13 protein-coding genes are annotated in these 15,633 nt (G+C 70.1%); 4 read left to right on the top strand and 9 right to left on the bottom strand.

Annotated features, from left to right (window positions below):
* The first annotated feature begins 71 nt into the window (after positions 1-71).
* Both BHS09_RS37130 and BHS09_RS37125 read left to right on the top strand, forming a co-directional pair.
* The gene (locus BHS09_RS37130; protein ID WP_140796067.1) at positions 72-446 is read left to right on the top strand and encodes a hypothetical protein; all 375 of its coding nucleotides are present in this window, start codon (positions 72-74) and stop codon (positions 444-446) included.
* A gap of 121 nt (positions 447-567) precedes the next feature.
* Complete coding sequence (locus BHS09_RS37125; protein WP_140800431.1) at positions 568-1,974, top strand: M24 family metallopeptidase; 1,407 nt, start codon at positions 568-570, stop codon at positions 1,972-1,974.
* A 54-nt stretch (positions 1,975-2,028) separates the two neighbouring features.
* On the opposite strand, the gene BHS09_RS37120 is transcribed toward BHS09_RS37125, so the two are convergent.
* From BHS09_RS37120 to BHS09_RS37095, 6 genes are all read right to left on the bottom strand, one after another.
* Positions 2,029-3,837 (bottom strand): Ig-like domain-containing domain, encoded by a 1,809-nt coding sequence (locus BHS09_RS37120; protein ID WP_237080062.1) that lies wholly within the window; start codon positions 3,835-3,837, stop codon positions 2,029-2,031.
* A 64-nt stretch (positions 3,838-3,901) separates the two neighbouring features.
* The gene (locus BHS09_RS37115; RefSeq protein WP_140800430.1) at positions 3,902-5,434 is read right to left on the bottom strand and encodes a caspase family protein; all 1,533 of its coding nucleotides are present in this window, start codon (positions 5,432-5,434) and stop codon (positions 3,902-3,904) included.
* Positions 5,431-6,195, bottom strand: coding sequence for a hypothetical protein (locus BHS09_RS37110; protein ID WP_140800429.1), 765 nt, complete (start codon positions 6,193-6,195; stop codon positions 5,431-5,433). The genes BHS09_RS37115 and BHS09_RS37110 overlap by 4 nt, the downstream gene beginning before the upstream one ends.
* Positions 6,192-6,722 (bottom strand): RNA polymerase sigma factor, encoded by a 531-nt coding sequence (locus BHS09_RS37105; RefSeq protein ID WP_140800428.1) that lies wholly within the window; start codon positions 6,720-6,722, stop codon positions 6,192-6,194. The genes BHS09_RS37110 and BHS09_RS37105 overlap by 4 nt, the downstream gene beginning before the upstream one ends.
* 60 nt (positions 6,723-6,782) lie before the next feature.
* Positions 6,783-7,946: a cytochrome-c peroxidase gene (locus BHS09_RS37100; RefSeq protein WP_140796062.1), complete on the bottom strand. Its 1,164-nt coding sequence runs from the start codon at positions 7,944-7,946 to the stop codon at positions 6,783-6,785.
* A gap of 173 nt (positions 7,947-8,119) precedes the next feature.
* A complete protein-coding gene (locus BHS09_RS37095) occupies positions 8,120-8,530 on the bottom strand; it encodes a hypothetical protein (RefSeq protein WP_174259011.1) in 411 nt (136 codons plus the stop codon).
* 424 nt (positions 8,531-8,954) lie between these two features.
* Between BHS09_RS37095 and BHS09_RS37090 the strand changes: the two genes are divergently transcribed.
* Complete coding sequence (locus BHS09_RS37090) at positions 8,955-9,413, top strand: DUF2267 domain-containing protein (RefSeq protein ID WP_140796060.1); 459 nt, start codon at positions 8,955-8,957, stop codon at positions 9,411-9,413.
* A 59-nt stretch (positions 9,414-9,472) separates the two neighbouring features.
* On the opposite strand, the gene BHS09_RS37085 is transcribed toward BHS09_RS37090, so the two are convergent.
* Positions 9,473-10,150 carry a hypothetical protein gene (locus tag BHS09_RS37085; protein ID WP_237080061.1) on the bottom strand — a complete coding sequence of 226 codons (678 nt, stop codon included), beginning with the start codon at positions 10,148-10,150 and terminating at the stop codon, positions 9,473-9,475.
* A gap of 110 nt (positions 10,151-10,260) precedes the next feature.
* Positions 10,261-11,994 (bottom strand): S8 family serine peptidase, encoded by a 1,734-nt coding sequence (locus BHS09_RS37080; protein ID WP_237080060.1) that lies wholly within the window; start codon positions 11,992-11,994, stop codon positions 10,261-10,263.
* A gap of 349 nt (positions 11,995-12,343) precedes the next feature.
* Here BHS09_RS37080 and BHS09_RS37075 point away from each other — a divergent pair, with 349 nt between their 5' ends.
* The gene (locus BHS09_RS37075; protein WP_140796057.1) at positions 12,344-14,653 is read left to right on the top strand and encodes a serine/threonine-protein kinase; all 2,310 of its coding nucleotides are present in this window, start codon (positions 12,344-12,346) and stop codon (positions 14,651-14,653) included.
* Between the two features lie 31 nt (positions 14,654-14,684).
* Here the strand turns inward: BHS09_RS37075 and BHS09_RS37070 are convergent, their stop codons facing one another.
* Entirely contained in the window at positions 14,685-15,356 is a 672-nt protein-coding gene (locus BHS09_RS37070; RefSeq protein WP_237077836.1) for a hypothetical protein, read from the bottom strand.
* Between the last annotated feature and the right edge of the window lie 277 nt (positions 15,357-15,633).

The following is a 15,633-nucleotide window of genomic DNA, read 5'->3' as shown; positions in this document are numbered from 1 at the left end:
GTCGCTGGGGGGCGGACGGGCAGGCAGGCGTTGAGGGTGACTCCAGCGCTAGCGCCGGGTGAGATGGGGGCATGAACCCGTGGAAGGCGTCGCTGGTGGTGTGCGTGTGGCTCGTGGCGTGTGGTGGCTCGGAGGCGCCGCAGCGCTCCTACGCTGGCTGGTCGGAGCGCGTGGCGGCATCCGCGTGCGCGTATGAGGAACAGTGCGGAACCCTGACGGTGTCACGCGAGCAGTGTGAGGCTGACCGCATCGCGGCCTACGCGGCGGTGGAGCCGGACCTGTCGCGAACCGAAAGTGGTGCGAAGGCGGGCTGCGTGCAGTGCATGCGCGTGCGCATCGATGAACTCGACGCGGTCACCGCGAGCGGTTGCCTGCAATCCATCGACGAAGCCCGTCTGCTCGCTGTGTGCGGCGTGGATGGCGCGGCCTGTGCGGGCGTGCCCTGACTCCGGCGATTTCACGGCTGCTCCCTGCGTTCCGGAGTCGCGGGCCTCTCGGGGCGTGAGCCGCTGACGGCGTGCGGACTCCGCGCGCGCCGCGTGCCGGTGCGTGACAGACTGCGCGGCCATGCGCACTCGGACCCTGTTGCTTGCCCCGTTGCTGCTCTCCACTTCCTGCGCCACCGTCTCTCCGAAGGCACAGGCACCGGACGCCACCACCGCCGAGGCGAAGTCCCCGGCACCCGAGCGTCCCTTTGGCACCCTGCGTGAGCAGGCGAAGCGCCAGCAGGCATGGCTGGCCGAGCGCGTGGAGAAGGCGCTGCCTCAGCTCATGCGCCAGCACGGCGTGGACATGTGGGTCATCCCCATGCGCGAGTACAACGAGGACCCTGTCTTCAAGGCGCTCGTCTCGCCAACGACGTTCGCCGCGCGCCGCCGGACCATCTACGTCTTCTTCGACCGAGGTCCGGAGCAGGGCGTGGAGCGGCTCGCGCTGGGAGGTGGCTCGCAGGGAGGCATCTACACGCCCCGCCGCGCGCAGCGGCAGGTGGACGGCGGCGGTGTGAATCGGGAGGCGGAGCTGTGGGGCCCCGAGCAGTGGCAGGTGCTCAAGCAGGTGGTGGAGGAGCGCCAGCCGAAGCGTATTGCCCTCAACGTGTCGCGCACCTTCGCCTTCGCGGACGGCCTCACCCATGGCGAATACGAGGGCATGGCGGAGGCGCTCGGCCCCGACTGGGTGAAGCGCTTCACCTCCGTGGACGGGCTGGCGGTGGACCTCATCGCCTGGCGCAGCGCGGATGAGGCCCGCTTCTACGAGGAGCAGACGAAACTCGCGTGGAACATCATCGAGACGGCCTTCTCCAACCAGGTCATCACCCCGGGCGTCACCACCACCCGTGACGTGGAGTGGTGGATGCGCCAGCGCCTGGCGGACCTGGGCCTGGAGACGTGGTTCCAGCCCTCGGTGGACATCCAGCGGCAGGGCGTCACGGAGCAGGAACTGGGCGACGACCCCATCATCCAGCGTGGCGACGTGCTGCACTGTGACTACGGCGTCACCGCGCTGGGCCTCAATACGGACACCCAGCACATGGGCTATGTGCTGCGCGAGGGCGAGAAGGACGTCCCCGCAGGGCTGAAGGCCGCGCTGAAGACGTCCAACCGGCTGCAGGACATCGTCTTCGAGGAGCTGCGTCCCGGCCGCACGGGCAACGACATCCTCCGCGCCTCCCTCGAGCGGATGCGCGCCGAGGGCATCGACGGCACCGTGTACTCGCATCCCATTGGCCTGCACGGCCACGGCGCCGGCCCCATGGTGGGCCTGTGGGACCGCCAGGAGGGCGTGCCCGGCAATGGAGACCACAAGGTGATTGCGAACCAGTGGTACTCCATCGAGCTGCAGGCCACGTCCGCGGTGCCGGAGTGGAACGGTCAGCGGGTGCGCTCGGCGCAGGAAGAGGACATCACCATCGACGCCGAGGGCCGCGTTCACTGGGGCTGGAAGCGCCAGACGGACTTCCATCTGGTGCGCTGAGCACGGGGCGCGTGAGGCATGGCGAGCGGCACCAGGGTGGCGCCGCTCGCCGTCTTACTGTGGGCGAACCACGGCGCCGCCCGACAAGGCCCAGGGGAATGCGTTCCCATCAAGCAGGAACCCTGACAACGTCTCTCCTGAAATGATTTGCTTGGGCTCCCAGCCGGTGGCGCGGCGCTTGCGGTAGTAGCTCTTGGTGTCAGAAGCCGGCGTGTGCTCGCTCCAGGCCAACCAGGGCTCGTTGTCGCGATCGACGACCAGCCTGAGCGAGTCATGGGTGCTGACTCTGCTCAAGACCTCGACTTGGTCGATAGGGGCCCACTCGGCTCGCCAGGAGTCCAGGGCCGCGGACGTGAGCCGGAGGGTGCTGACGTTTGCATTGGTGTGACGCTCGCTCCAGGCGATGACGACGCGGTCGTAGTCTCGAAGCGCGAGCTCGACTCGCTCCACGAGTGTGCCTTCCGTGATGGGGAGGGGCTCGCCCACGGGAGACCAGCTTCCGTCCTCAAAGACGCGGACGTGGAGGTTGAGGGTGTCGCCGCTGACGGATCGCTCTACCCAGCTCACGACCACCTTCGAGTCAGCGACGATGGCTGCGTGCTGCGAAGAGCTGAATCGCTCCGGGTTCTCGCCGAGCGCGTCCCCCAAGGCCAACCACTCCGTGCCTGTCCAACGGATGACGCGCAACTCGGTCTCGAGAAAGTCGATGAGCCGCTCCACTGCGAGGACGGGCCTTCCAAACTCGCCCAACGTCATCTTGACCTGGGTGGAGTCGGATTCAACGGCGTGGGGCATCCCCACGCGTTCCCAGTCCGTCCCGACGTAGCGCACCACATGGATATGGTCGAACCCGGTTTCTTCATCCCGCTCGAGCCAGGTCGCGACGATGGATTCGCCGTGCGCGGCAACCTGAAGATTCTGGGCGGGCCGAGTCCGTTCAGTCGCCGCTCGGAGCGGAGGGAGTTGCTGCCATGTATGGCCATCCCACCGCGCGACGGATGGCTCGTCCGATTCCGGTGAGTAAAGATTGGCAAATCCGACGACGGGCATCGTCCTGGGAAAGACACCTCCGAGTGCGAGGGACACGGGATAGTAGGTGTTGAGCGGGCCCTCATGCTCGGTGACGCGGCTGAACGGCCAGTAGGTGGCGCTGTGGGTGCGGGTGTAGACTGTCAGGTTGGGTTCGAGCAGGTTTCCAGCCCGGTCGGTCAGTGTCCGCTGGAGCAGCTCCGCATGGAGCGTGACGGGCGGGCGGAGCGGCGACGACGGCACCAACTCAAGGACCGTTCCGTCCTCACTGAGGACCGCTTGATGGGCGACGGAGAATCCGTCCTGGTCGCGCAGTTGGGTGGGCGAGGCTTGAATCGAGCCTGGGAGCAGCGGCTCCGAGAAGACGAACGCCAGTGGAGCGCTCACCGACGGGTGGCTGAGGAGCGGGCGACGGGAGACGATGGTGGGCGCCGTGCGGTCCACCACCACGGAAGCCTCTTCCGCCTCGAAGTTCTGTTCCTCGCCCACGGCTCTCGCCAGGAACGAGACGCGGCCCTCGGCGTGCGTGGCGCAGTCGATGACGTGCCGGTACGGCGCCTCCAGTGTCATGGGCGCCTGCTCGTTCGTGAGGAGCTCCACGCGCTCTGGCGTGCCGCCTTCCACGGTGACGGAGAGCGTCCACTGTCCTTCCCGGCAGAATTCGGGCCCTTCGGTCCGCACCGTGACGCGCAGCTCGGGAGGCGGTTCCTCTTCGCCAATGGGCGGAGGCTGGCCAGGTTTGGGCTCTGACTTCAGGGTGTCACAAGCGGCGGTTCCCAGGGCCAGGTAGAGCAACGGGATCGCCCAGCGGACGCGAGTGCTGCGGGGGGGCATGAGAAACCTCTCGGAGGATTTTCGCGAGTCATGCCTTGGACACGCGAAGCCTCTGAGTTGGGACTCAGCGCATGAAGCCGATTCCGAGACTGCCCCCAAGCGACAGCGCGGACGCGGTGCCCGCCTCCTCACGCACCCAGGTGTGTCCCGCGTTCACGAGCAGCGACATCCCGAAGGCTCCGTACACAGGGAGCCACGCACCTCCCACTGCGCCCACGGTGGGCTGCAGGGCGAGCGCCTTCTCCCCATTGCTGGGCTGCCACTGCTGGGACAGGGTGGCGCCGACCTCCACCGCGCCGTGAAGCCGCAGGTTCCGCCAGACGCGTGCGTCATGTCCCACGCCCAGCCGCAGCGTGTGGTCGTTCTGCCGGAGGTTGCCGGAAGGGTGCCGCCCATGCCGCACGTCCACCCCAGCGGTCAGCAGGTTCGCCCAGGGCGCGGTCCATTGGTAGTGGATCGCGGCGGTGCCACCCACCATGGCGCCGAAGGATGGGACGAGCGGCTTGCCGATGCTGGGCCCCACATGCACCCGCCACGCCGGAGACGCCTCGCCCTTGAGCGCGTTCACCTCCAACTGCTGAGGGCGGAGCTGGGCCCGTGTGAGCTGGGCGCGCCCGGCGTCGGGCACCTGCACGCGCGCCGTCATCGCGGAGTGTTCGCCGCGGGTGGTGACGATGTAGCCACCCGCCGGGAGTGCGAGCGTGGCCGCGCCCGCGCCCTTGCGCAGGTTGCCCAGGAAGGGCTCTCCCGCCAGCGTGAACACGGTCCAGTCTCCGGGCTCGTCGATGGCGAGCGTCAACAGCGACGTGGCCAGGGCGGGGGAGGAGAGGACCAGGTCTCCCTTTCCCTGGAGGTCGAAGTGGAAGCTGGGGTGCTGCGCGCCCGCGCGGGACATCAGCGAGGACTCCACCGTCCGCGCGTAGGAGTAGGTATAGGCCTCCGCGAGCGTGACGCGACCATCCCCGGAGACGTCCGCTGCTCCTCGCAGCGCCGCGACCAGGTGGTGCGTGAAGACGGAGCCTCCGAGCGCGTCCGACTCCTGCGCGGCTTCATCCGCGGCGGAGGCGGTGATGATGACCCGTCCCGCCAGCTCCGGCCGCTCCACGCTGACCAGGACGCCGGGGATGGGCTTCAGCCCCTTGAGTCGCACCGCCTCACCGGACTGACACGAGTCCACCACGAGGAGCGCGACGCTCACGGGCGCGCGCTCGATGAAGCGCACCAGCTCGTGCAGGGGCAGGTTCGTGCCGGACAGGTGCAGCTCGCCCGCGTCCGCGTGGCTGGAGACGTAGACGAAGAGCTGGTCGCCCTTCCGTGCCTGTGTTTGGAGGTGGCGCTCGAAGCGGGCCACCGCCTGGCGCACCGTGTCCGCGTCATGGCCCAGGACGAGCACTGCGTCGTCCCGCCGCACGCCGCCCACCTCGTACAACACGTCCATCACCGTGCGCGCGTCGCGCTCCGCGTAACGCAGCACCGCGTCCGCGCTGGAGCCCCGGTTGTTGCCCACCGCCAGGGCGAACCGGCGCGGATTTCCATCCGCGTCCGCCGCCGTGGGTTGCGCCGCCACCACCGCCGCCAGGAGCAGTGCGAGCGTCATGGACGGGCCTCTACCTGGAGCGACACGGCCGCATGCGCCACGCCCGGCGGGGTGCTGGTGAGTGACAGACAGGCCGCGGACATCGGCGCGGCGCGGCACTCCGGACGCAGCGTGCTCAACCAGTCCCGAACCGTGTCGAGCCGCAGCGGTGTCTCCGAATACAGCGCGTGCACCACGAAATCCCCCTGGGTGACCTGGAACAACGGGGCGGGCTGAGCGGTGGCCAACTCGCCGCTCTGCAGGCCCGCTTGTGGCCAGAGTGCCTCCACCTGTTTCCCGCCGTCCATGACGACGACCAGCGCATAGCGCTGGCCTCCGCTCCTGAGTCGGAGCGCCACCTCGTCGCCCTCCTGGAGCAGGGGATTCACCGCGCCGTCCTTCAGCCGGAGCAGCTCTACGTGGGGAGGTCCCTTCACCCGCATGCCCAGGAGGGGAGGCGGCGTCTCGGGGCCGGCGGGAGTGGTCTCGGGGACCTCCGTCATCGAGCCTCGGACGACCACCACCGTCGCCAGCGTGGCCAGGATGGGGACGAGCATCCACCGGGCGAACCACGGCGTGGCGCGCTCCTGAGGGAGGGCCGCCGCCTCGGACAGGACGTGGGCCCGGACGCGGGAGAAGTGCGCCCGGGTCCGAACCTCCTCCGCGTGCGTCCGCAGTTGCTCCAGCCGCGCACGGCAGGTGGCGCAGTGCGTCAGGTGTGGCGGCTGTGCGCCGCCCGCGACCACCTCGTCCAAGACGAGGTCCGACAGGTGTTCACTCATCCAGCACCTCTTCGAATCCCCTCGGGCTCGCCCAACGCGCGGGCCAGGGCGCCAATGCGCTGGACGTCGCGGACGATGGTCTTCCGCGAGAGCCCCAGGGCCTGGGCAATCTCCTCCTGGGACATCCCGTCCAGGTAGTGCAGCGTCGCCACCGTGAGGGCCCGCTCGTCCAACTCGCGCGCCAGCTTCATCAGGAAGTCGCGGCACTCGGTGGCGGCGAGCGCGTCCACAGCGCCTTCGCTTCCGGCATCCTCCAGGGCGACATCCCGCAGGGCCCGGGTGCGGAGCATGTTGAGGCAGACGTTGGTCGTCACCCGGTAGATGAACGTCATCGGCCGGGCCTCCCGCCGGAATGCGGCGGCGGATTGGAGGACGCGGATGCAGGACTCCTGCACCGCGTCCCAGGCGTCTGCCTCCCGCTGAAGCAAGGCGAAGGCCCTCCGGTACATGCCAGGGGCATACCGGTCGTACAGGTCCTGGAGCTCCCTGGCGCTCAACCCTGGCGGCATCTTCGCCACCTTGGACACGGGGGCCGGGACAACTGGGACATTTCCCGTGTGAAAAGGTGCCGGGGCCCCGCGTCACCGTCAGTGGTGCGATGTGCCCGTCATGGACTGGAGCAGCGTCACCAGCGCGCGCTTCTCCTCGTTCGTCAGCTCCAGCGGCACGATGGTCACCGTCTTCTGACCCACGAAGCTGCCGGCCGCATCGCCGCCCTCGTTGTAGAAGTCGATGACCTCCTCCAGCGTGGCCTGGGCGCCGGTGTGCATGTACGGCGCCGTCAGGGCCACGTTGCGCAGCGACGGCGTGCGGAACGCGCCCTCCAGCGTCACCCGGTCCGCCTGGGTGCGCAGCGTCTGGAGCCGCGCCGCGATGGTGCCGGTGGGCGCGTCGCTGTAGCGGCTGGCGGCGTTGAACTCCCAGTCCAGCAGCGGCGTCAGCACGCTCCACTGCCCTCCCGCGCCCGGGCTGCTGTCCTGCACGCCGATGTTGTGGAACAGGTCGTCGGTGAGCGCCGGCCCCTTGTGGCAGACGATGCACTGGCCCTTGCGCAGGAACGTCTTCAGCCCCAGGTACGCCGGGTCCGCATCCGCCTGGCCGGCCTCCGCCGCCGTGATGAAGCGCCGCACGTCCGCGTCGAAGGGCGCGTCGATGCGCACCAGCGTCCGCTGGTAGGCCGCCATCACCTTGCCCACGTTGGCCAGCAGCGCCGGGTCCGTCTCGTCCGCGGGCGCCTTGCCGAAGAGGGCCTGGTACTCCGTGGTGTACGACTCCACCGCGGTGAGCCGGGCGCGCACCACCTGCGCGTCCGTGTTCATCTCCACCGGGTTGAGCAGCGGCAGGATGGCCTGGCTCCAGAGCCGGTCCGCCCGTCCGTCCCACATGAACCAGCGGTTGTAGGCCACGTTCAGCAGGGTGGGGGGATTGCGCTCGGACAGGTGCCCGTCGCAGCCCTTCGCCTTGGCGGTGGGCACCGTCAGGCCCTCGCCGCCATGGCAGCTCGCGCAGGACACCGTGCCGCAGCGTGACAGGCCGCTGTCGTGGAACAGCACGTCGCCCAGCGCCTCGGCGCGAGCGAGCCCGTCCATCCGGTTGGTGCTGTCCTTCGGCGGCTGCCGCCCCAGGCTGTGCAGGCTGCGGAGCTGGTCCAACTCGTCGAGGTTGGGGAACGGCTCTTCGGATTCACACGCCATGCCCGACCCGCCCAGGGCCAGGGCGAGCGTCACGGCGCGCAAGCGGTACGGATTCATCACCCAACTCGTCTTTCTGCGAAGGACCCGGGAAGCTTCGCGTCCCCTTCGACGCGAATCAATCCACAAGGGCCCCTTGCCCGCCGGACGAGTTCGTGCTGATGGCGTGACGCCGCCAAGCCTGCCCCATGGGGAGGGCTGGACGGGCGGCGTCACAGGCGTGCTTCAGGACCTCAGGCGCCGCAGCTCAGGGCGAAGTCGCGCGTGGCGGTGCCGTAATCGTTCACCTTCACCGTGGAAGGCTCCGGGGTGATGGTCGGCGTGGCGCCCGTCTCGCACTTCAGGCCGCCGCCCGCCGCGAGCCCGACCTGGAGGTCGGTGTTGCTGGGGACGCCCGACACCGTGAAGGAGCAGCGGTTGCCGCGGCTCGGCTTCACCATCGCCCGGCCCAGCCCGTTGGTGGGCGCGTCCGGCGAGGCCACGATGACCTGGAGCTGCCCGCAAGCGTCATCGGCACGCAGCCCGCTCTCCGGCAGGCGGATGACGCCGGCGATGGTGGCGTTGCCCTCACGGCCACCGCCACCGCCCGTGGTGGCGCAACCGGACGCGGCAAGGACCAGGGCGGCTACGGCAATGCGATACATGAAATCCTCAATTCTTGATGGTTGAGATGGCGGCAAGGTCGCCGTGCAAGCGGTCTACGATGCGCGACCAAGACAATTGCGATGGGAATTCATTCCAGCCACCCCTCGCATTCTTCGCGGGGCCGGGATTTGAACAGTTCCCCAGGAGTTCCGGGCAGTTTTGAACGCCATGTGTTTCCGGCGAAGCACGCCGCGTGGCGCTCCATCAGATGGAATCATCGGTCGAATCAAACACAAACGCTTGACGCGTTTGGCTGCCACCTCGGTCCCAATGACGGACACGTAAATCCCGAATCCGGGCATGTCTGGTCTTGGCGCGCGGAGGATCTTCCCACGTGACGGCCGGCCCTGCCTCCGCCGCGCGGTCTGCTGTCAGCGCTCCCGCGCACCCCCACGGTGAAGGGCAGGGAGAGGAGACGACACCATGTCGATACAAAAGCAGGAGCGCACGCCTTCGTGGACGGGACTGGGCGTGGGGACGGACCGCAAATCGTTTCTGGACGCAATATCCTCCCAGATTCCGGATTACGAGGCGGACAAGGCCGCCGAGGCGGTGTTCTGTGCGTTGTCGGAGCGCCTGTCCGGTTCGTGGGTGGAGCACCTGCGCGAGCAGCTCTCGCCGGACGTGCGCGAGCTGTTGCGCGGTTGTCACAGGCACCGCGGCGAGGCGCCCGCGAAGCTGGACCGCGACGACTTCTACTTGATGGTGGCCAACCACCTGAACGCCGAACCGGAGAACGTGCGGCTGGTACTCCACGGCGTGTTCTCCGCGCTTCATGCCCAAATCACCGAAGGGGAGGCGAAGAAGTTGGAGCAGCAGCTCCCCGCCTGGCTCCAGGGGACGTGGGCCGCCGCGCGGATGCATGTCGACCGGCCCTACTGAGGCCGTGCAAGGGGCGGGGCACCCGGGGGAGAAGGCCCCGGACGCTTCCGCCGCCGCCGTCAGTAGGTTCCGCCCAGCGAGAGCATCGCCGAGTAGCGGCCGTCCAGCGCGCCGGGAGCCCGGCCGCCCGGGGCGAAGTCCTGGTCGAACAGGAAGTTGTAGTTCACCCGGGCGTCGGCGGTGATGAGGTTGCCCATCTGGTAGCGCAGGCCCGCGCCGGCGGGCACGTAGCCGCTGGTGTCATCGGAGAAGCCGCGGACGGCGCCCCGGGCGTCGTTGCGGACGTTGTAGCGGTCCAGGCCGATGCCCGTCAGGACGTAGGGCTGGAGCCGGGTGTCGGTGAAGCTGCCCACGACGACGGCCTGTCCGGCGTTGCGGACGATGTCCGGTCCGCCCTCGCCGTCGTCGAGCAGCCCCATGCGGCTGTCGATGTCGCTCAGGCCGCCGCTGTAGCCCAGCTCGACGGCGAAGAATGCGTGCGGCCGGTAGCCCAGCGCGGCGCCATAGGAGAAGCCCGGCGTGACCTCCGGGGCGAGCTGACCGGTGTAGCCCTCCAGGCCGCCGCCCAGCTGGGCATAGATGCCGGTGTCGGCCCGCTTCCGCCCGCTGTCGCTGAACTCCACCGTCTCCGCGGACCGCATGCGCGGCTCCGCGATGGGGCGGTCCTCCGCCTGGGCCAGCGCGGCGCCGCCCCAGAGCGCCGCCGCGCACAACGCGCCACGTACGAGTGCCTTCATGACGGACTCCTTTGTTCGCGTCCGAAAGGCAACGTGGTCCGCGCGGGAGGGCCTGGCAATCAGGCCCACGCGGGCCGTGGGGCACCTGGTGCGGCTGTCCTTCCCACCCCTCAGGGCAGTTGGGTGAGGACCTCCAGCGCGCCGCGGGCCTGCACCAGCCCATGGCCAAAGTCCTCGTCATGGCCGGAAGGCCCCAGGTCCTTCGCCGAGGACAACAGGGCGTGTTTGACCTGGTCCGGCGTGGCGGAGGGACGGGCGCTGAAGAGCAGCGCGGCCACGCCGCTCACGTAGGGCGTGGCCATGGAGGTGCCGGACATATAGGCGTAGTCCGCCGGGCTCATGCTGATGCGGGCCAGCTCTCCCAGCATCCGGTGCAGCACGGTGCCCCCCGCCTGGGTGATGGTGACGGCGGGCACCCACTGCCCTCGCCGAGGCATGGCGAGGATGTCCACGCCGCCCTCCCAGCTCGAGTTGCCGAAGATGACGGCGCGCGCGCCCTGCTTCATCACGTTGACCATGGCCATGTCGGTGGGCACCTCGCCGTGCCGCACGTACGCGACGAAGCCGTTGCACGTGCTGCCCTGGCACGAGTCCAGCGTCGCGCCGCCCCCGCAGTCCACCAGCTTGCCCCACTTGTTCTCGATGGGGGCATACAGCAGTGAGCGCGACAGCGGCTGGGTGTCCCGCACGTCCACCGTGGAGAACGCGCCCTGTCCGCGCGGGAAGGTGGACAGCACGTCCACGCCCGGGGCCACCAGCGCCAGCTGGCTTCCGCCGGAGGAGAAGGTGGCCCGCTGGTCCAGGGCGTCCACCGCGCCCACCGCCAGCACGTGCGGGTCCGACGCGGGGTAGTCCACCCGCTGGGCGTTGCTGTTGCCCGACGCGGCCACCACCAGGATGCCCTGCGCGTGGGCCGCCTCGAAGACCTCGAACGTCGTCTTGGAGGGCACGCCGCCGCCCAGCGACAGGGAGATGACCTTGGCGCCCTGCTCCGCGCAGTACTCCACCGCCGCCAGGACGAAGCTCATGTGCGTGAGGCCGTGGATGTCCAGCACCCGGGCGATGACCAACTCCACGCCCGGTGCCACACCCATCACCCCGGTGTCCGGCAGCTGGGGTGAGCCGCGCCCGCCGTGGCCTGGCCGCGCCGCGATGATGCCCGCCACGTGTGTGCCGTGGCCGGTGCCCCAGCCGTGGCCGCTGCTGAAGTCGGAGGGGTCGTCATCGTTCTCCAGCAGGTCGCGGCCGGCGACGACCGCGTCGCGCAGCTCCGGGTGCTCCAAATCCAGGCCGCTGTCGATGACACACAGCCGCACGCCCGCGCCAGTGGGCCGGTCCGGGTCCGGCAGTCCGTCCCCGTCCACGTCCCACACCTCGTGCGCCTGGACCTTGCGCAGCCCGGGGGTGAACTCGCGTGGCGTGGCGCCCCGCGCCACCGAGGCCAGGACGGGATGAATCGGCACGGTGGCGGGGGCCAGGGCGCGCCACTCCTGGTCCAGCTCGATGCTCTCCACTGTCGGGTCTTCGGCCAGGAGCGCTCGCTGTTCCTGGAGCGACATGCGCGCCGCCACCGCGGGCGTGGAGCGGAAGGTGGTTGTCACCTGTCCACCCACCTGATGCACGCGGGCGGTGGCCATCACCCCCTGATTCCGATAACGGATGATGACCCGCTGCCGGCCGTCGTCATCCGTCAGGGGGGCCTGGACGTGCCGTGTCTCCACGGGTTCGGACAGGGAGCCCGCGATGATGTTCGGGCAGACCTGGCTCTGGGCTCCCTTGTCCGAGGAGTCGTCCGGCCCACATGCCGCGAGTACCAACAGCCCCATGAGTCCCCACCGCTTCATGAGCCGCTCCTTCTCGAACGGCGCCCGGCGGAGACACCGGGCGCGCATCCACCAGGGAGCGCATTTCGCGAAAGCGTGGCAACGGACTGGGGGGCGCCCCCCTGCCTGAGGTGCGGCGGTTCACACCGCATGTGTTGAGCGGCGGAATCGCGGCCCAAGTCGGGGTTGCCTTCACGCACGCACCCGGCATTCGCCGCTCTCCTGAACACCCACCCTGCCCGACGGGTACGCGGCGGGCGCACTGTCGGAGGGCGAGTTTCCGTCCAAGGCCCTGGCGGTGTCTGAGGGAAGGAAGTCGCCCGCTGCTTGATTCCGTCCGCTTTCGGGTGCTTCGCTGCCGCCAGACGCCATGAGTACCGTCCCTACAGAGTCCTCCCGCTTCCTTGGGCGCTATGAGCTCGTCCACCCCCTGGGCCAGGGGGGCATGGGGGAGGTGTACCTGGCGAAAATCAGCGGCGCGGCCGGCTTCGAGAAGCCGTGCATCGTGAAGACGATTCTGCCGGCGCTGCTGAAGGACCGTCAGTTCCTGGACCGGTTCCACCACGAGGCCAAGGTGCTGGTGCACCTGGTGCACTCGTCCATTGCCCAGGTCTACGACATGGGTGAGGCGGACGGCACGTACTTCATGGCGTTGGAGTATGTGGCCGGCGTGGATCTGGCCTACCTGTTGGAGCAGGCACGCTCGCAGGGCGTGGCGGTGCCGGTGCCGGTGGCGTTGTTCCTGGGTCAGCGCATCGCGGAGGGCCTGGGCTACGCGCACCGCAAGACAGGGCCGGACGGCTCGCCGCTGGGCATCGTCCACCGCGACGTGTCCCCGCACAACGTCATGGTGTCCTACGAGGGCGAGGTGAAGGTCATCGACTTCGGCCTCGCCAAGTCCGCGGCGCGCAGCAAGTACACGCTGCCTTCCACGGTGATGGGGAAGCTGGGGTACATGTCCCCCGAGCAGGTGCGCGCCGAGCCCCTGGACCACCGCAGCGACATCTATTCATGTGGCGTCGTGGTGTGGGAGATGCTGGCCGGCCGCTCGCTCATCCCCCACGGGACGGTGGGCGAGATGATGGCGGCCATGTCGCAGCCGGTGGTGCCGTCGCTGAGCGAGCTGCGGCCGGACGTGGACGCCGCGCTGGACGCCGTCGTGCGCCGCGCGCTGACGGCCCGTCCGGATGACCGCTACATGCGTTCGGACGAGCTGGCGCGCGCGCTCAACACGGAGTTGGTGCGCTCGGGTGCCTCGATGGGCGCCGAGGAGGTGGGGTACTTCGTGCGCGGGCTGTGCCCGGAGGCGTTCGACGCCCAGCGCAAGCTCATCTCCAAGGTGTCTTCGTCCTCCAACCACCGCCGCACCCCCGCGCCGGGTTATGGCACCGGGCCGCAGCAGGCCGCGGGCTTCGAGCCCACGCTGATGCGCGGCCCGGCGGCGCAGCCCGGGTTCGGCTCGGGAGGCGTGGCCCGTCCCGGCGCCATCTATGCGGACGGCGATGACCTGGGCACCGGGACCACCTCGGTGCGGCCGCCTTCCGGCTCGTCCTCCAGCGTCGTGGTGGCTTCGGGTGGCGAGCCCGCCGCGTCCCAGTCCTTCGTCGCGCCCACCGTCGTGTCCGCGGTGGCGCTGGAGGAACGGGCGTCCCGGAAGCGGCCGGTGGGGCTCTATGCCGCCATTGCCGTGTTGCTGGTGATTGCCACCTCCGCCGTCACCGCGCTCTTCGTCCAGTCGTCGGGTGTGGCGCCGGTGGCCACCGGGCCCGTGGCCGGCGCTTCAGGGCAGGTCGCGCCGCCCCTGGCCTCGGACAAGGGGGTGGAGGCGCCCGGCGCCGCCGCGCGGCAGGGGGCGACCGCGGAAGCCGCGCCCTTGTCCGACGCGGGCACGGGCGCTGACGCCGGTGCGGCGGTGGTTGCCGCGGGCGGGCCGGGTGCCGCCGAGAACGACAAGGCGGAGCCCGAGCGGGCTCGGGCGCCGCGCCCCGCGTCGGTGAAGACGCCCGCGAAGAAGCCGGCGGTCCCCGTCGAGCCCGCCGTCGTCTATGCCACGCCGGCGAAGGTGCTCCCGATTCAGAGCGCGAACGGGCGCAACTATGTCGACCGGGGCATCATCGGGCGGGGCTTCCTCCCGGGCGCGGAGATGGACGTGCTGGGGCCGTTGAAGAACGGCAAGCGCGAGGTGCTGGGGCGGGCCCGGGTGGTGCGGCCGGGACGCGGCGTCGCGATGCGGCCCACGCGGGCGTTCATCGAACTGGATGACCGTGCCCTGGCGGCTTCGGTGGACCTCTTCGTGGCGGCGCCTGGACGGGATGACGCCCCCGCCGGCGCGTCGGCGACCGAGGAGTCCCAGGCGCAGGTCGCCGAGCCCGACAAGGGCGAGGTGGAGGCCGTCGTGGCCGCGGCCCCCGCGAAGCGCACGCTGCGCGGGCACGTGAGCGTGCAGGGCGGGGTGGGCGGCTTCCTGGACCCGGGTGTGGAGGTCCAGAACAACGAGTCCATCGACTGGTCTGACTGCTACGTGGTGAAGGACATCCGCAAAGCGGCGTGGCTGGGCGTCGTGAAGGCCGGGGACCGGAAGACGGCCAGCCGTTTTCGCCACAACCCGAACTTCGACGTGGGCTCCGGCTACCTGGGTGTCATCTGCAAGGAAGGCGAGCTGCGGGTGAAGGTTCGCTGAGGCGCTCCGCGTCGTGACGGGCGCGGAAGGCTCATGGCCCCAGCCGCGCGCCGGCGACGGGGCAGTCGGCGACGAGCGTCTTCACCTCGGCGTCCCCACTCCGGGCATTGCGCACCGCGCGGTCCAGGGACGTGCGGCACTGCCACGTCACCTCGCGCGTGCCGTGGCAGCAGTGCCAGCCCGTCAGCGTGCGGCCCAGGTACTGGAGCATCTCCGCCTTGGTGGGGGTGACGAGCAGCCACACCGCGCCCGCCAGCACCGCCAGCCAGGGCAACTGGAGCGCCACGCCCTTGAGGCGGGGGCCCGCGCCGGGAACGACGGGCTCCGCGTGGAGCCCGAGCAGCGTGTCCAGGGGACGGCGCATCAGCACCCCGTTCAGCAGCAGGTCCAGCGGCGTGGTGAAGGCGCGGGCCAGGCCGCGGAGCAACCCGGGCGTGCGCTCCGCGTGCACCAGCTTCACCCCGGCCACCTGTCGCCAGAAGGTCCGGCCCGTCACCCCGCCCACGGCGGACGCGGTGAGCCACGCCAGGGCCATGGCCAGGGGCATCGATAGCGGGGTCCGGTCCTGCTCCAGCGCGCGCAACGCGCCCCAGCCCACGAGGACGGACGTCCCCAGGTCCAGCACATCCGCCACCCACAGGTGCCACTGGTACCGCGCCTGCGTGGTCACCTGGTCCGTCGCAAACAACGACCCGTTGCTCATCCACCCTCTTTTCGGCGCGCGGAGCATAGACCGGACAGGAGGACGTGCGCCTCATGGCTCCACTGGGTTCGACCGGGGGACACCCAGGGTGTCGCATTCCCGCAGTGGCGCGGTGGGGGCGTGGCTCGCATCTTCACCACTGCGCGACGCGTCGGAGGCCTCCGCCACCACCGGGGCCTCCTCGCCGGACGCGCAATGGCCAAGGCCATGATGGAGCCGGGGGTGCGGTTCCCGGCTTCACAGGTGGTGGCGGACGCGGCGGCAGCGGCGGGGGGAA

Origin of the sequence: Myxococcus xanthus (assembly GCF_006402735.1) — a bacterium.
GTDB classification, from domain to species: domain Bacteria; phylum Myxococcota; class Myxococcia; order Myxococcales; family Myxococcaceae; genus Myxococcus; species Myxococcus xanthus_A.
This window is presented reverse-complemented; position numbering and strand designations above follow the sequence as displayed.

What these genes read in the sequence shown, in the direction of transcription:
- BHS09_RS37130 (WP_140796067.1), top strand. Translation starts at nt 72, where the DNA reads ATGAACCCGTGGAAGGCGTCGCTGGTGGTGTGCGTGTGGCTCGTGGCG.
- BHS09_RS37120 (WP_237080062.1), bottom strand. Translation starts at nt 3,837, where the DNA reads ATGCCCCCCCGCAGCACTCGCGTCCGCTGGGCGATCCCGTTGCTCTAC.
- BHS09_RS37075 (WP_140796057.1), top strand. Translation starts at nt 12,344, where the DNA reads ATGAGTACCGTCCCTACAGAGTCCTCCCGCTTCCTTGGGCGCTATGAG.
- BHS09_RS37080 (WP_237080060.1), bottom strand. Translation starts at nt 11,994, where the DNA reads ATGAAGCGGTGGGGACTCATGGGGCTGTTGGTACTCGCGGCATGTGGG.
- BHS09_RS37095 (WP_174259011.1), bottom strand. Translation starts at nt 8,530, where the DNA reads ATGTATCGCATTGCCGTAGCCGCCCTGGTCCTTGCCGCGTCCGGTTGC.
- BHS09_RS37070 (WP_237077836.1), bottom strand. Translation starts at nt 15,356, where the DNA reads ATGAGCAACGGGTCGTTGTTTGCGACGGACCAGGTGACCACGCAGGCG.
- BHS09_RS37115 (WP_140800430.1), bottom strand. Translation starts at nt 5,434, where the DNA reads ATGACGCTCGCACTGCTCCTGGCGGCGGTGGTGGCGGCGCAACCCACG.
- BHS09_RS37100 (WP_140796062.1), bottom strand. Translation starts at nt 7,946, where the DNA reads ATGAATCCGTACCGCTTGCGCGCCGTGACGCTCGCCCTGGCCCTGGGC.
- BHS09_RS37090 (WP_140796060.1), top strand. Translation starts at nt 8,955, where the DNA reads ATGTCGATACAAAAGCAGGAGCGCACGCCTTCGTGGACGGGACTGGGC.
- BHS09_RS37110 (WP_140800429.1), bottom strand. Translation starts at nt 6,195, where the DNA reads ATGAGTGAACACCTGTCGGACCTCGTCTTGGACGAGGTGGTCGCGGGC.
- BHS09_RS37125 (WP_140800431.1), top strand. Translation starts at nt 568, where the DNA reads ATGCGCACTCGGACCCTGTTGCTTGCCCCGTTGCTGCTCTCCACTTCC.
- BHS09_RS37085 (WP_237080061.1), bottom strand. Translation starts at nt 10,150, where the DNA reads ATGAAGGCACTCGTACGTGGCGCGTTGTGCGCGGCGGCGCTCTGGGGC.